Annotated in this window: 14 protein-coding genes; 8 read left to right on the forward strand and 6 right to left on the reverse strand. The window is 72.9% G+C overall.

Going from position 1 to position 14,429, the window contains the following annotated elements; all coding sequences use genetic code 11:
- Positions 1 to 7: 7 nt before the first annotated feature.
- Entirely contained in the window at positions 8 to 616 is a 609-nt protein-coding gene (locus tag ACZ7DE_RS20285) for a TIGR03086 family metal-binding protein (protein ID WP_470763077.1), read from the reverse strand.
- Between the two features lie 99 nt (positions 617 to 715).
- Between ACZ7DE_RS20285 and ACZ7DE_RS20290 the strand changes: the two genes are divergently transcribed.
- Complete coding sequence (locus ACZ7DE_RS20290; RefSeq protein WP_470763079.1) at positions 716 to 1,960, forward strand: MFS transporter; 1,245 nt, start codon at positions 716 to 718, stop codon at positions 1,958 to 1,960.
- Here ACZ7DE_RS20290 and ACZ7DE_RS20295 read toward each other — a convergent pair.
- Together ACZ7DE_RS20295 and ACZ7DE_RS20300 are read right to left on the reverse strand one after the other, a co-directional pair.
- Positions 1,897 to 3,060 (reverse strand): hypothetical protein, encoded by a 1,164-nt coding sequence (locus ACZ7DE_RS20295; protein ID WP_470763081.1) that lies wholly within the window; start codon positions 3,058 to 3,060, stop codon positions 1,897 to 1,899. The genes ACZ7DE_RS20290 and ACZ7DE_RS20295 overlap by 64 nt on opposite strands.
- Positions 3,061 to 4,020, reverse strand: a complete 960-nt coding sequence (locus tag ACZ7DE_RS20300) for a 5-dehydro-4-deoxyglucarate dehydratase (protein WP_470763083.1) — start codon at positions 4,018 to 4,020, stop codon at positions 3,061 to 3,063.
- A gap of 227 nt (positions 4,021 to 4,247) precedes the next feature.
- On the opposite strand from ACZ7DE_RS20300, the gene ACZ7DE_RS20305 reads away from it, so the two are divergent.
- The 7 genes from ACZ7DE_RS20305 to ACZ7DE_RS20335 all read left to right on the forward strand — a co-directional run bounded on the left by ACZ7DE_RS20305 (position 4,248) and on the right by ACZ7DE_RS20335 (position 11,756).
- Positions 4,248 to 5,057: an NAD-dependent epimerase/dehydratase family protein gene (locus ACZ7DE_RS20305; protein WP_470763085.1), complete on the forward strand. Its 810-nt coding sequence runs from the start codon at positions 4,248 to 4,250 to the stop codon at positions 5,055 to 5,057.
- A 298-nt stretch (positions 5,058 to 5,355) separates the two neighbouring features.
- Positions 5,356 to 6,126: a DeoR/GlpR family DNA-binding transcription regulator gene (locus tag ACZ7DE_RS20310; RefSeq protein ID WP_470763087.1), complete on the forward strand. Its 771-nt coding sequence runs from the start codon at positions 5,356 to 5,358 to the stop codon at positions 6,124 to 6,126.
- Between the two features lie 91 nt (positions 6,127 to 6,217).
- Positions 6,218 to 7,588, forward strand: a complete 1,371-nt coding sequence (locus ACZ7DE_RS20315; RefSeq protein WP_470763089.1) for an ABC transporter substrate-binding protein — start codon at positions 6,218 to 6,220, stop codon at positions 7,586 to 7,588.
- A complete protein-coding gene (locus ACZ7DE_RS20320) occupies positions 7,585 to 8,523 on the forward strand; it encodes a carbohydrate ABC transporter permease (protein WP_470763091.1) in 939 nt (312 codons plus the stop codon). Before ACZ7DE_RS20315 ends, ACZ7DE_RS20320 begins: the two co-directional genes overlap by 4 nt.
- Entirely contained in the window at positions 8,520 to 9,344 is an 825-nt protein-coding gene (locus ACZ7DE_RS20325) for a carbohydrate ABC transporter permease (RefSeq protein WP_470763093.1), read from the forward strand. Before ACZ7DE_RS20320 ends, ACZ7DE_RS20325 begins: the two co-directional genes overlap by 4 nt.
- Positions 9,341 to 10,330, forward strand: coding sequence for a zinc-dependent alcohol dehydrogenase family protein (locus tag ACZ7DE_RS20330; RefSeq protein ID WP_470763095.1), 990 nt, complete (start codon positions 9,341 to 9,343; stop codon positions 10,328 to 10,330). The genes ACZ7DE_RS20325 and ACZ7DE_RS20330 overlap by 4 nt, the downstream gene beginning before the upstream one ends.
- 202 nt (positions 10,331 to 10,532) lie before the next feature.
- Positions 10,533 to 11,756 carry a TerD family protein gene (locus tag ACZ7DE_RS20335; RefSeq protein WP_470763610.1) on the forward strand — a complete coding sequence of 408 codons (1,224 nt, stop codon included), beginning with the start codon at positions 10,533 to 10,535 and terminating at the stop codon, positions 11,754 to 11,756.
- A 67-nt stretch (positions 11,757 to 11,823) separates the two neighbouring features.
- Here the strand turns inward: ACZ7DE_RS20335 and ACZ7DE_RS20340 are convergent, their stop codons facing one another.
- The 3 genes from ACZ7DE_RS20340 to ACZ7DE_RS20350 form a co-directional block, all read right to left on the reverse strand.
- Positions 11,824 to 12,396, reverse strand: a complete 573-nt coding sequence (locus tag ACZ7DE_RS20340) for a TetR/AcrR family transcriptional regulator (protein WP_470763097.1) — start codon at positions 12,394 to 12,396, stop codon at positions 11,824 to 11,826.
- A gap of 189 nt (positions 12,397 to 12,585) precedes the next feature.
- Entirely contained in the window at positions 12,586 to 13,611 is a 1,026-nt protein-coding gene (locus ACZ7DE_RS20345; RefSeq protein ID WP_470763099.1) for a 1-aminocyclopropane-1-carboxylate deaminase, read from the reverse strand.
- 14 nt (positions 13,612 to 13,625) lie between these two features.
- Positions 13,626 to 14,264, reverse strand: a complete 639-nt coding sequence (locus ACZ7DE_RS20350; RefSeq protein ID WP_470763101.1) for a GntR family transcriptional regulator — start codon at positions 14,262 to 14,264, stop codon at positions 13,626 to 13,628.
- Positions 14,265 to 14,429 lie beyond the last annotated feature (165 nt).

Consider the following 14,429-nt stretch of genomic DNA (forward strand, 5'->3'; position numbering starts at 1 on the left):
CCTGTGTCTACGACCGGGGCGTCCACCCCGGGTCACGTCCGCTCAGTCCGACCGCGCGGTCGAGCAGGGGCGCGTCGTCCGGGACGGGGACGACGGGGCCGAAGGCGCCGTTCCCGGACTCGCCGTCGGCGGCGCCGGCGAGGAACCCGTACGCCGCAGACAGCGCCGCCGGGTCGGGCTCGTAGTCCTGGCCGGTGGCCCGGGCCAGGTCCCAGCCGTGGATCACCAGCTCGTCGGCGGCGACGGCGCCCGCCACCGCGCCGGGCAGGTCCACGCCGCCCGCGCGGGTCATGCCGGTCCAGGCGGCCGGGTCGCGCCAGGCCTCGGCGAGGGCGTCGAGCGCCTTGACAAGCTCCTCGCGCCAGTCGGGGCCGATGTCCGGGGCGGCGGCGTCCGGAGGGGTGTCGGTCGTCGGGCCGAGGTCCTTGCGGGCGGCGTCGCGGAAGGCGACGGACAGGCCGGTCAGATGCCCGAGCAGGTTGCGGACGGCGCACCCCGGGCAGGGGGTCCCCTCCGCGAGCTGCCCGTCGCGCACGCCCTCCGCGAGGCGCGCGATGATCCGGGCCTGGGGCCCGAGATCGAGGATCGTCGTGTCGGTCGTACGGGAGTCGGTCATGTGGGGGAGACCGTCCGTGCGCCCCAAACTCATCGCCGCGCCCGGATAGGGCACCTGCCCGATGCCGTGAGCACCTCCTTAGAACCACGATGACCAGGCATGACGAAGAACTTGTCCGTGCTGCGCGTGCTGCGGGACCGCGACGCGGCGCTCTTTCTGGCCGCGTCGGTGGTCTCCGGCTTCGGCACCTCGGCGCTGTGGCTGGCGTCCGGTGTGTGGGTCAAGGACCTCACCGGCTCGAACGGGCTCGCCGCGCTGTGCGTGCTGGCACTGTGGGCGCCCACCCTCCTCGCCCCGCTGCTCGGCCCCTTCGCCGACCGCGCCCGCCGGCGCCGCCTGCTCGTCGCCCTCGACCTGGGCCTCGCGGGCCTGCTGCTCGCCGTCCTCGCCGTGGACTCACCCGGCCGGCTGTGGCTGCTGTTCACGGTGCTGTTCCTGTACGGCGCCGCCGGTGTCGTGGCCGACGCGGCCGAGTCCGCGCTGGTCGCCGCGGCCGTCGCGCCGGAGCTGCTCGGCGACTTCAACGGGCTGCGCACGACGGCCACGGAGGGCATGAAGCTGGTCGCCCCGCTGGCGGGGGCGGGCCTCTACGCGGCCTTCGGCGGGCCGAGTGTGGCCCTGCTGGACGCGGCCAGTTTCGTGTGCGCGGCGGGCCTGTACCTGTGCGTGCGGGTCCGCGGTGCCCGGCCTGCGAGCGCCACGAGCGGCTGGCGCGTGCGGACGGCCGAGGGCGCCCGCTTCCTGTGGGGGCACCCCGCGCTGCGTCCGCTGGTGGTGGCGGGCGGTACGACGATGCTGTTCGCGGGCGTCAACGGGGCGACGGCCTACGCCGTCGTCGAGGGCCTCGGCCGCTCCCCCGCCTACGCGGGTGTGCTCTACGCCGTCCAGGGCGCCGGTTCGGCCGCGGTCGGGCTGCTGTCGGGGCCCGCGCTGCGGCGGCTCGGGGAACGCCGGTTCGCGGCGTACGGGATCGCCCTGGCGGCCGTCGCGGTGGCCGTGCGGGCCGTTCCCTCGGTCCCGGTGGCCCTGGTGTGCGGCGCGGCGATCGGGGCGGGGCTGCCCTGTGTGCTGATCGCCGCGCTGACCGCCGTCCAGCGGGAGACGCCCGACGCGCTGCTGGGCCGGGTCGCGGCCACGGCCGGCGCCCTGCTGTACGCGCCGAACACGTTCGGCCTGGCGGCGGGCGCCGCTCTGGTGGAACTCCTCCCGTACCAGGTGCTGTTGACGCTGGTGGGCCTGGCGTGGCTGACGGCGGTCCCGCCGCTGCTGCGCGTGCCCGCTCAGCGCGAGGCGAGCGCCGCGCGCACGGCCTCCAGGTCCCCGTCCGACGCCAACCCGGCGTGATACAGCCGGATCTCCGTCGCTCCGAGTTCGCGGGCCCGTGCCGCGTCGGCCGCGAGCGTCCCCGGGCTGCCGCCCATGCCGGAGACGACGCCGAAGTTGGCGGCGACGACCGCGCCCGTGCGGCCCTGTTCGGCGAAGGGCGTCAACAGGCCGGGCCCGTCGGCACAGGGCACGACGACCCCGTCCGCGACGGACAGGATGTGCGCGGGGTCGACGCCCGGGTTGGCGCCGACGTGGTACGTCACGGGGTCGGCGTGCAGCAGGATCTGGAAGCCGGCGGGCGCGGCCGCCCGGACGGCGGCCACGGCCGCCTCCTGGAGGGTGCGGGCCCGTTCGTCGCGCCACGCGCGCGTGGCGGCCGCCGTCTCCTGCCCGAGCAGTTTCTCCACGGCGGCCCAGCCTCCGTCGTCCGGCGCCCCCCGCCACAGCGGCTCCAGCGCCTCCCGCACCGCGGCGGCGAGCGTGTCGGCGTCCAGGCCCTGTTCGCCGTAGCCGGCCCGGCAGTCGGGGCAGAAGCAGAGCGCCATCAGGTACTGGCCGGCGTCCCCGAGGCTCACGCCGCCGGTCTTGTCGTGGGCGTGCAGGTGCTGCAGGCCGTACCAGCCGAGGGACTCCAGCTCGGTGCCGGCGGCGCCGGGGCGCACGGCGGCCTCGGCGGCGAGGTCGACGAGGTACGCGCGCGTGGCGGGCCGGGCGATGCAGGGCGCCCAGGGATAGCGGTCCCCGTAGGCGTTGACGACCGAGGTCTCGGGACGGTCGGCGCCCAGGCGGGAGTTGTGCGCGAGGACCACCCAGGTGTGCACCTCGAGACCGGCCCGCGCGAGCGCTTCGGCGGCCTCGCCGTAGGCGTCGCCGGGAGCCCAGTCGCCGGCCGGACAGGGGCGCAGGGCGCGGCCCTCCCAGCGGCCGTCCGGCGGGTAGAGCACGGCCGCATGCTCAGCGGTGACGATGCGGTGGCGCGGGTGACGAGGGGTCAGCGCGCGGGTGGAGTGGTAGGCGGCGGCGAGGGTCACCTGTTCCACTCCGAGCGCGGCGACACGGGCCGGGGCCGCGGGATCGCCGGTCACGTCCCAGGGGTAGACGAAAGTCGACGCCTTCACTTACCGGCCCTCCTCCAGCAGCGCGTGGCCGCGCTCGATCACCTGGGCGAGCTGTTTGACATGATCCTCGCTCGGCTCGTGCAGCGGCGGGCGGACTTCGCCGACGTCGAGGCCGCGCAGCCGGACTCCGGCCTTGACGAGCGAGACGGCGTAACCGCGGCCCTGGGCGCGCAGTTCGACGAACGGCCGGTAGAAACCGTCGAGCAGTCTGCGGACGGTGCTGTCGTCGCCGGCCGCGAGCGCCCGGTGGAAGGCGAGGGCGATCTCCGGGGCGAAGCAGAACACCGCCGAGGAGTAGAGGTCGATGCCGAGGGCGCGATAGGCGAGCTGTGTCTGTTCCGCGGTCGGCAGACCGTTGAAGTAGAGGAAGTCGCCGGGGACCTCGGTGCGCACGGCGCTGACGATCCGCTGCATGAGGTCGAGATCGCCGAGGCCGTCCTTGAGGCCGACGATCCCCTCGGTGCGGGCGAGTTCGACGACGGTCCCGGGGGTGAACACCGCGTTGTCGCGCTGGTAGACGATCACCGGGAGAGAGGTCGCGGCCGCCACTTGCCGGTAGTGGCGCAGCAGGCCCTCCTGGGCGGCCACGACGAGGTAGGGCGGCATGGCGAGCAGGCCGTCCGCTCCGGCGGTCTGCGCCAGTCCCGCGTAGCGCACGGCGAGGGCGGTGCCGTAGCCGACGCCCGCGACGACCGGCGTCCGCCCGCCGGTCTCCTCCACCGCCGCCCGGACGCAGGCCTCGAACTCCTCCGGTGCGAGCGCGTGGAACTCGCCGGTGCCGCAGCACGCGAACACGGCCGCGGCGCCGGCCTCGACGCCGCGGCGGACGTGCGCGCGGTAGACGTCCAGGTCGAGGGAGCCGTCGGGGCCGTAGGCGGTGACGGGGAAGAACAGCGGTCCGCTGGGGACGCGGAGGCGGGCGGCGAGCGGGGCTGACGTCACGGGCCCTCCCGGGTCCATATTCTTGAGCGGCGTCCATATTCCTGAACAAGTTCACGCTAAGGTGCCCGTGCGAGCCCGGTCAAGCCGACCAACCCCCGAGACACCAGCACTTTTGCCACTCCTGCGGGACACTTGACGGGTACCGGCACCGCTCTTTAGCGTGTCCATGAATGTGAACTACGGCCACACATGCGTTCGACCATCGGTACGTTCGGCCCGCTCGACCGACCCAAGGAGACCCGAGGATGCCCGCTCCGCGCACCGTCCTGCTCACCGGCGCCGCCGGCGGCCTCGGCACCCTGATGCAGAACCTGCTCCCCGCCTTCGGCTACGAGCTGCGCCTCCTGGACGTGCGGCCGATCGAGGGCGACCCGGACGCCGTCACCGCCGACCTCGCCGACAGGAAGGCCGTGCGCGAGGCGGTACGGGGCGTCGACGCGATCATCCATCTGGCGGGCATCTCCCTGGAAGCCCCCTTCGAGAAGATCCTCAAGGCGAACATCGAGGGCACGTACAACCTGTACGAGGCCGCCCGCGAGGAGGGTGTGCAGCGGATCGTCTTCGCCTCCTCCAACCACGCCGTCGGCTTCGCCCCCCGGCCCCGGGGCGACGACCCCCTGATCCCGATCGACACCCCGCGCCGCCCGGACACCTTCTACGGTCTGTCCAAGGCCTTCGGCGAGGATCTCGCCCAGCTCTACTGGGACAAGCACGGCCTGGAGACGGTGTCGGTGCGCATCGGCTCCTGCTTCCCCGAGCCGACCAGCGTGCGCATGCTCTCGCTGTGGCTGAGCCCGCCCGACGGCGCACGCCTCTTCCACGCGGCCCTGACCGCCGAGGACGTCGGCCACACCGTCGTCTACGGCTCCTCCGCCAACACCCGGCTGTGGTGGGACCTGTCGACCGCCCGGGCGCTCGGCTACGAGCCGCAGGACGACTCCGAGCCGTACGCGAAGAAGCTGATCGCCGAGCAGGGCGAACTGGACCCGGACGACATCGCCCACGCCCACCTGGGCGGCCACTTCGTGAGCGACCCGCCGATCTGGCCCTACTGACCGCACCGGCCACTCCGGCGGCACCGACGGCACCGACCGGAAGGACCCCTCACGGCACGCGGACGGGCGCCGAACGGGCCCGCCCGTCGTGACATCCGGGCACGCTCCCTGCCCGATCCCACCCGCCGCCCGGCTGCCGCGCAGGTCCGAGCCGGGCAGTCCGCGCCGCGAACGGGCACAACCGGGCAGCATCGGGCCCGCAACAGGCCTGGTCAGTGCCGCGCACCCGCTGTAGAACTTCCCCCAGGGCCCGCACCGGGCCCGAACGGGCGGGGCTGCGGGAGAGCGAGGTGACGCCATGACCCCCAGAACGGCGGAGGAGCGCCAGCGCGAGATCGTGCGCACCGCGCGCGCCACCGGTTCCGTCGACGTCGCCGCGCTGGCCGCCGAGCTGGGCGTGGCCCGGGAGACCGTACGCCGGGACCTGCGCGCCCTGGAGGACCACGGCCTGGTGCGCCGCACGCACGGCGGCGCGTATCCCGTGGAGAGCGCCGGCTTCGAGACCACGCTGGCCTTCCGCGCCACCAGCCATGTGCCCGAGAAACGCCGGATCGCCGCCGCGGCGGCCGCCCTGGCCGGGGACGCCGAGACGGTCTTCGTCGACGAGGGCTTCACCCCTCAGCTCATCGCCGAGGCACTGCCCCGGGACCGGCCACTGACCGTGGTCACCGCCTCCCTGCCGGTCGCGGGCGCGCTCGCCGAGACCGAGAACATGTCCGTGCTGCTGCTCGGCGGCCGGGTCCGCTCCGGCACGCTGGCCACGGTCGACCACTGGACGACGAAGATGCTGGCCGGCTTCGTCGTCGACCTCGCCTACATCGGCGCCAACGGCATCTCCCGCGAGCACGGCCTGACCACCCCGGACCCGGCCGTGGGCGAGGTCAAGGCGCAGGCCGTGCGGGCGGCCCGGCGCACCGTCTTCGTGGGCGTGCACACCAAGTTCGGGGCGGTCGGCTTCTGCCGGTTCGCCGAGGTGAGCGCGCTGGAGACGATCGTCACGAGCACGCTGCTGCCGGCGGCCGAGGCGCACCGGTACTCCCTGCTCGGCCCCCAGGTCATCCGCGTCTGAAGAACCGCTTCCGAAGTACCACCCGCCCGTCCGTGCGGGATCCGCACGCCGTGCGATGCCCCGAACATCCCACTATGCCCAGGAGCGATCCATGCGCACCCCGAGCCGACGGAGGCCGCGAGCCACGCTCGCCGCGGCCGCCGCAGGGACGCTGCTCGCCCCGCTGCTCTCCGGCTGCTGGGCCGGAGCCGGCGGGGCGGGTTCCGGCGGCGACTCCCTCAACGTCCTCATGGTCAACAACCCGCAGATGACCGAGTTGCAGAAGCTGACCGCCGAGCACTTCACCAAGCAGACCGGCATCAAGGTCAGCTTCACCGTCCTGCCCGAGAACGACGTCCGCGACAAGATCAGCCAGGACTTCGCCAACCAGGCGGGCCAGTACGACGTGGCGACCCTGTCGAACTACGAGATACCGATCTACGCCCGCAACGGCTGGCTGCGGTCGATGGACCCGTACGTGGCCGGCGACCCGGCGTACGACGAGCAGGACGTGCTGAAGCCGATGCGCGAGTCGCTCACCGGCGACGACGGCAGGCTCTACGGCCAGCCCTTCTACGGGGAGTCGTCCTTCCTCATGTACCGCAAGGACGTGTTCGCGGCGCAGGGGCTGACGATGCCCGCGCATCCCACCTGGCGTCAGGTGGCCGACCTCGCGGCGAAGGCCGACGGCGCCGAACCCGGCATGAAGGGGATCTGTCTGCGCGGACTGCCCGGCTGGGGCGAGGTGATGGCGCCCCTGACGACCGTCGTGAACACCTTCGGCGGCACCTGGTTCGACAAGGACTGGAAGGCGCGGCTCGACTCCCCCGCCTTCGAGAAGGCGACGAAGTTCTATGTCGACCTCGTCCGCGCCCACGGCGAGTCCGGAGCCGCCCAGTCCGGCTTCGCCGAGTGCCTGAACAACATGACCCAGGGCAAGGTCGCCATGTGGTACGACGCCACCTCCGCGGCCGGTTCGCTGGAGGCGGCCGACTCCCCGGTCAGGGGCAAGGTGGGCTACGCCCCCGCCCCCGTGGAGCGGACCGACGCCTCCGGCTGGCTCTACACCTGGGCCTGGGGCATCCAGAAGGCCTCCCGCAACCCCGACAAGGCCTGGAAGTTCGTCTCCTGGGCGTCGGGCAGACAGTACGAGCAGCTCGTCGGCGAGAAGACCGGCTGGTCGAACGTGCCGGCCGGCAAGCGGGCGTCGACGTACGAGAACCCGGCCTACCGCGCGGAGGCGGCCGCCTTCCAGGACATGACGAAGCAGGCCATCGAGGCGGCGAAGCCCAACGACCCGGGGGTGCAGCCGCGGCCCGCGCCCGGCATCCAGTTCGTCGGCATCCCCGAGTTCACCGACCTCGGCACCAAGGTCTCCCAGGAGATCAGCGCGGCCATCGCCGGACGCCAGTCCGTCGAGTCGGCCCTGGACAAGTCCCAGCAGCTCGCCGAGCGCATCTCCGAGGAGTACGAGGGCCGATGACCGCGACGACGACGGCGCCCGTGGCCGCGCCACCCGTACGCACCCTTCACGGGCCGAACGCCCGGCTGCGCGCCTGGGCCACCCGGGCCCCGCTGCTGCCCGCCCTGGTCTTCATGATCGTGGTCACCCAACTCCCCTTCGTGGCCACACTGGTGATCTCCTTCTTCGACTGGAACGCCCTCTACCCCAGGGCCCGGCGCTTCACCGGCCTCGACAACTACCACCAGGTCCTCACCGACGCCGACCTGCGCCACTCGGTGTGGACGACCGTCCTGCTGACGGCGGCCGTGGTGCTGGTCAGCCTGGCGCTCGGGCTGGCGCTGGCGCTGCTCCTGGACCGCCGTTTCCGCGGCCGGGGCGTGGTCCGCACGCTTCTGATCGCACCCTTCCTGGTGGTGCCCGTGGCCGCCGCGCTGCTGTGGAAACACGTCCTCTACAACCCCGAGTACGGCCTGCTCAACGGCCTATTGCAGTACGTCGGCGGGCCCCAGCCGGACTGGATCTCGAACACCCCGCTGCTCGCCGTGGAGGCCTCCCTGGTCTGGCAGTGGACCCCGTTCATGATGCTGATCCTGCTCGCCGGACTGCAGAGCCGGGACCAGCAGCAGACCGAGGCGGCTCGGGTGGACGGCGCGAGCGACTGGCAGATCTTCCGCCACCTCACACTCCCCCACCTGCGCCGCTATCTGGAGCTGGGCGCCCTGCTCGGCTCGATCTACATCGTCCAGAACTTCGACGCGGTCTTCACCCTCACCTCCGGCGGCCTGGGCACGGCCAACCTGCCCTACACCGTCTACCAGAGCTTCTACCAGGCCCACGAGAACGGACTGGCCTCGGCCGCGGGCGTCCTGGTGGTCATCGGCTCGATCGTCATCGCGACCTTCGCCCTGCGGGTCGTGTCGTCCCTGTTCCGCGAGGAGGCGTCCCGCGCATGAACGCCGTACGCCGAGGCGGTCTCGGCCTGCTGGCCTGGGCGGCCGGGATCGTGTTCTTCCTGCCCGTCGCCTGGATGGCCCTGACGTCCTTGCACTCCGAGCAGGACGCGGCGACCAACCCGCCGTCCTTCGCCGCGCCGCTCACCCTCGACGGCTACCGCGAGTTCTTCGGCGCCGACGGCGGCGCGAGCCCCTGGCCGGCGCTGGTCAACTCGGCGGTGGCGTCGGCCGGCTCGACCGTCCTCGTCCTGCTGCTCGCCCTCCCGGCGGCCTATGCGCTGTCCATCCGGCCGGTGCGGAAGTGGACCGACGTCCTGTTCTTCTTCCTGTCGACCAAGATGCTGCCGGTGGTGGCGGGGCTGCTGCCGATCTACCTGTTCGCCAGGAACGCGGGCCTGCTGGACAACGTCTGGCTGCTGGTCGTCCTGTACACCTCGATGAACCTGCCGATCGCCGTGTGGATGATGCAGTCGTTCCTGTCCGAGGTCCCGGTGGCGATCATCGAGGCCGCGCGGGTGGACGGGGCGCGGCTGCCGACGGTCCTCGCGCGCGTGGTCGCCCCGATCGCCCTGCCGGGCATCGCCGCCACGGCGCTGATCTGCTTCATCTTCAGCTGGAACGAGCTGCTCTTCGCGCGGGTGCTCACGGGCGTGGTCGCGGAGACCGCCCCCGTCTTCCTGACCGGCTTCATCACCAGCCAGGGCCTGTTCCTGGCGAAGGTGTGCGCCGCCTCGCTCGTCATCTCCCTGCCGGTGCTCGCCGCGGGGTTCGCCGCCCAGGACAAACTGGTCCAGGGCCTGTCCTTGGGAGCCGTGAAATGAAGGCCGCCGTCATCGAGTCCGTGGGCCGCGCCGTCGTCACCGACGTCCCCGATCCGACGCCCGGTCCGCGCGAGGTGGTCGTCGAGGTCGCCGCCTGCGGCCTGTGCGGCACCGATCTGCACATCCTGCAGGGCGAGTTCGCGCCCAAGCTGCCCATCGTGCCCGGCCACGAGTTCGCGGGCACGGTCGTGGGCGTCGGCGCCCAGGTCACGGAGGTGGCGGTGGGCGACCGGGTGGCGGTGGACCCGTCCCTGTACTGCCACGAGTGCCGGCACTGCCGTACCGGCCACAACAACCTGTGCGAGCGCTGGGCCGCGATCGGCGTGACCACGTCGGGCGGCGCGGCGCAGTACGCGGTCGCCCCCGTGGCGAACTGCGTGCGGCTGCCCGAGCACGTGCGGACGCAGGACGCGGCGCTGATCGAGCCGCTGTCGTGCGCGGTGCGCGGCTACGACGTCCTGCGGTCCCGGCTGGGCGCGCACGTCCTGATCTACGGCACGGGGACGATGGGACTGATGATGCTGGAGCTGGCCAAGCGCACGGGGGCGGCCGCCGTGGACGTGGTGGACGTGAACCCGGCGCGGCTGGAGACGGCACGGCGGCTGGGCGTCACGGGTTCGGCGGCGAACGCGGACGAGCTGGAGCGTCCGCAGGGCTGGGACCTGGTGGTGGACGCGACCGGCAACGCGGCGGCGATCCAGGACGGTCTGGGACGGGTGGCCAAGGCGGGGACGTTCCTGCAGTTCGGGGTGGCGGACTACGCGACCCGGGTGACCATCGACCCGTACCGGATCTACAACCAGGAGATCACCATCACCGGCTCGATGGCCGTGCTGCACAGCTTCGAGCGGGCGGCGGAGCTGTTCGCGAACGGGGTGCTGGACCCGGAGGTGTTCATCAGCGACCGGATCCCGCTGGAGCGCTACCCCCAGGCGCTGGAGCAGTTCGCCGCGGGGGTGGGCCGGAAGATCGTGGTGGTGCCCTGACGCCCGGCCTGCCGGGTGCGCTCCCGGCGGGCCTGCCGGGCACTCCCGCGGGTCTCGCGGCATCGTTCACGGACGTCCGCGCGGGACGGCCCGGACGCCCGTCCGGTCGCCCGCCCGGGTGTTCGCACGGGCGTCCGCGTGGCCACTCTGTTGGGTAAGGGAACGGCAAAGTGGTCTCGTTCGTTCACCCGGCATGACAGCTATGACCCCCGGCTCGAACATCCCTCTCCCCGTCACGCGTGTGACGGTGGACGTCGCCGCCCCGGTGCGGCTCGACGTTTCGGGCCTGCTGCTCACCGCCGACGGCAAGGTGCGCTCCGACGACGACTTCATCTTCTACAACCAGCCGAGCGGCCCCGGCGTGACCTACCGCTCCGGCGGCGGCACGTCCCCCGACGCGATCACTGTCGACACCGCCGCGGTCCCCCCGGGCATCGAGAAGATCGTCGTCACCGCGAGCCCGGACGCCGCGGGGCAGACGTTCCAGGGCGTCGAACCGACGGCGACGATCCGCGGCGCGGACGACGACAGCGTCCTGGCCACGTTCACGCCCCCGCAGCTCGGAGCCGAGACGGCGCTGGTGGTCGTGGAGATCTATCTGCGCAACGGCGCCTGGAAGGCCCGTGCGGTCGGCCAGGGGTACGCCAACGGCCTGGCCGGCATCGCGACCGACTTCGGCGTGACGGTGGAGGAGCCGGCGCCGGTCGCCCCGCCGCAGCAGCTCACGCCGCCCCAGCCGGCCGTCCGGACCCCGGTGACGCCGTCGGCGCCGCCCGTGGACCCGCGGCTCGCCGCGACCGCGCCGCCCGCCGCTCCCCCGGCCCCGCCCACCGCCGCGCCGGGCGGCGGGAAGATCAACCTGGACAAGGGCCGGGTCAGCCTGCAGAAGAACCAGACCGTCTCCCTGGTCAAGGGCGGCCGCCCGCTGCTCTCGCAGGTCAAGATGGGGCTGGGCTGGGAGCCCGCGTTCCGCGGCAAGGACATCGACCTGGACGCCTCGGTCATCGCCTACGGCCCCCAGCGCAACCACATCGACAGCTGCTACTTCGGCAAGCTCTCCATCGTGAACGGCGCGATCAAGCACTCCGGCGACAACCTCACCGGCGAGGGCGGCGGCGACGACGAGGTGATCGTCGTCGACCTCGGCCGCCTCCCGCAGGACGTGACCGGTCTGGTCTTCACCGTGAACTCCTTCTCCGGCCAGAAGTTCACCGAGGTCGCCAAGGCCTACTGCCGGCTGCTGGACGCCTCCTCCGGCGAGGAACTGGTCCGCTTCGACCTGACCGGCGCCGAACCGCAGACGGGCGTGCTGATGGCCAAGCTGATCAAGCAGTTCTCCGGCGAGTGGGAGATGACGGCCGTGGGGGAGTTCGTGAAGGCCCGCACCGTACGCAACATGGTGAAGCCGGGCGCCCAGGCCCTGTAGCCGCGCCCGGGTCGGCCCGCAGCCGCCCGGTCACGGGCGCCCGCCACCACGGGGGCGCCCGCCGTCCTCACCGCCGGGGCCGCAGCCCCTCGGTCAGCAGCGACACATACCGGCGGATGACCTCGCCGTCCCCCTTGGCCAGTTCCGACGCGGTCGCCACCCCGTGGGCGAGCCGCAGCACGTCGATCGCGTCGACGTCCGGGCGCAAGGTCCCCTCCCGCTGCGCCGCCTCGACCAGCCCGGCGGCCGCCGCCTTCATGTGTGTGCCGCAGACGGTGACCGCGGCCGCGCTCCCGTCCGCCACGGCGGAGCCCAGCAGCGCCTTCATGCCGCGGACCTGGATCGTGCCGACGCACAGCTCGTCGAGCCACGCCACCAGCGCCTCGCCGGGCGGGAGTTCGCCGCCGAGTTCGCCGGCCCGCGCGGCGAGCGCCTCGATCCGGTCGACGTAGGCCGCCTCCAGCAGTGCCTGACGCGTCGGGAAGTGCCGGTACAGCGTGCCGGATCCAACGCCCGCCCGCTTGGCGATGTCGTCGAGGGAGGCGCCCTCGCCATGCTCGGCGAAGGCTTCGGCCGCCACCCTCAGCAAGCGCTCGTAGTTGCGGCGAGCGTCCGCGCGCATGGGCCTGACCTGCGTCATCCAGTTACTCCTTGCGAACCGGGCTTCTTCGTCGCGTGGCGGGCGAGCCCTGAACGGAGAGTAACCCCGCTTACTGCGCCTGTCTCCGCGGGCCCGCCGCCGGATCCGGCGGCGGGCCCGCGGAGTTCACGACCTGCCGCGGCGGCGCCGGGCAGCGAGCACCGCGGGTGCTCGGCGCGGTCCGGGCGGTCAGAACAGCGCGCTGTACGCGTTCAGCGCGGGCTGCCCGCCCAGGTGCGCGTACAGCACGGTGGAGTCGGCGGCGATCTCGCCGCGTGCGACCAGGTCGACGAGCCCGGCCATCGACTTCCCCTCGTAGACGGGATCGGTGACCATGCCCTCGGTCCGCGCCGCGAGCCGCATCGCCTCCAGCGTCGTCTCGTCCGGGACGCCGTAGACGCCCGCGTGGTAGCGCTCGTCGAGCTCGACGTCCTCGACCGTCAGCTCCCGCTCGAGTCCGATCAGCCGGCCCGTGCCGTGTGCGATGCGGGCGATCTGCTCGCGGGTCTCGGCGGGCCTGGCCGAGGCGTCGATGCCGAGGACGCGCCGGGGCCGCCCGCCCTCCTGCTCCAGCGCGGCGAACCCGGCGACCATGCCGGCCTGGGTCGACCCGGTCACGGAACAGACGACCACGGTGTCGAAGAAGACGCCCGCCTGCCGTTCCTGCTCGGCGACCTCGTACGCCCAGCGGGCGAAGCCGAGCCCGCCGAGAGGATGGTCGGAGGCCCCGGCCGGGATGGCGTACGGCTTGCCGCCCGACTCCTCGACCTCCCTGAGCGCCTGCTCCCAGCTCTCCTTGAAGCCGATCCCGAACCCGGCCCGGACGAGCCGCACGTCGGCCCCGGCCAGCCGGCTGATCAGGATGTTGCCGACCTTGTCGTACACGGAGTCGGGCCACTGCACCCAGCTCTCCTGCACCAGGACGCACTTCAGTCCCGCCCGGGCGGCACAGGCGGCGACCTGGCGGGTGTGGTTGGACTGCACTCCGCCGATCGACACGAGGGTGTCGCAGCCCCGGGCGAGCGCGTCGGCCACCAGGTACTCCAGCTTGCGGGTCTTGTTCCCGCCGTACGCGATCCCGGAGTTGCAGTCCTCCCGTTTGGCCCAGAGAGCGGCCCCGCCGAGATGGGCGGTGAGCCGTTCCAGGGGGTGGACCGGCGAGGGGCCGAAGAGGAGGGGATAGCGGTCGTAGGAGGAAAGGGACTCGGGGGCCATGGAGCCTCCTCGGCTCAGTCGGTGTCGGCCAGGTCGGCCAGGGTCCGCCAGATCTCCGCCGTGACCCGGACCGCCTCGTCCACGTCGCCGGATGCGCAGGCCTCGATCAGCTGTCCGTGCAGTCCCGCCGAACGGCAGGCGCCGCCCTCGGCGAAGCGGCGTCGCTCCAGCCGCCGGATGAGCGGGGTGTAGCGGGCGACGGTGGCTGCGGCCGCGCGGTTGCCGGCGGCGCGGACGAGGACGTCGTGCAGTTCGTCGTCGGCGCGCAGGGCGGCGTCCACGTTCCCGGTGCGTACGGCGGCGGCGAACCGCTCGTTGGCCGCGCGCATCGCCTCGACGTCCGCCGCGAACAGCCGGGGCACCGCGACCCGGGCGACCAGCTCGTGCATCGCGCCGACCACGGCCGCCGCGTCGCGCACGTCGGCCGCCACGACCGGCGTCACACGCGTGTAGCTCTGCGGCTTGCTCTCCAGCAGCCCTTCGTCGACCAGACGCGAGAACGCCTCCCGCACCGGCGCCCGGGACAGGCCCAGCCGCTCGGCGAGGTCGGCGTCGCGCACCACCGCGCCGGGGGCGATGTCCCCGGCGACGATGGCGTCCCGGATCGCCGCGTAGGCACGGTCTCTGAGCAGGGTGCGGGGCACGGCTTCCATGGACTGAAATGTTAGATATCAGTCCGGTGTGCGCACAAGGGAAAGCAGCGAAACGCCGCCGGGGGGGGAAGGAGCCGCCGTTTAGGGAAGGGGTCCCCGGAGAGGGTTTCCGGTTTTGTTCTTTTTGCTCCCTTCCCCTCTCTTTTTTCCCCCTCCCCCCACAAG

The sequence above is a fragment of the Streptomyces sp. NPDC037083 genome (assembly GCF_055606485.1).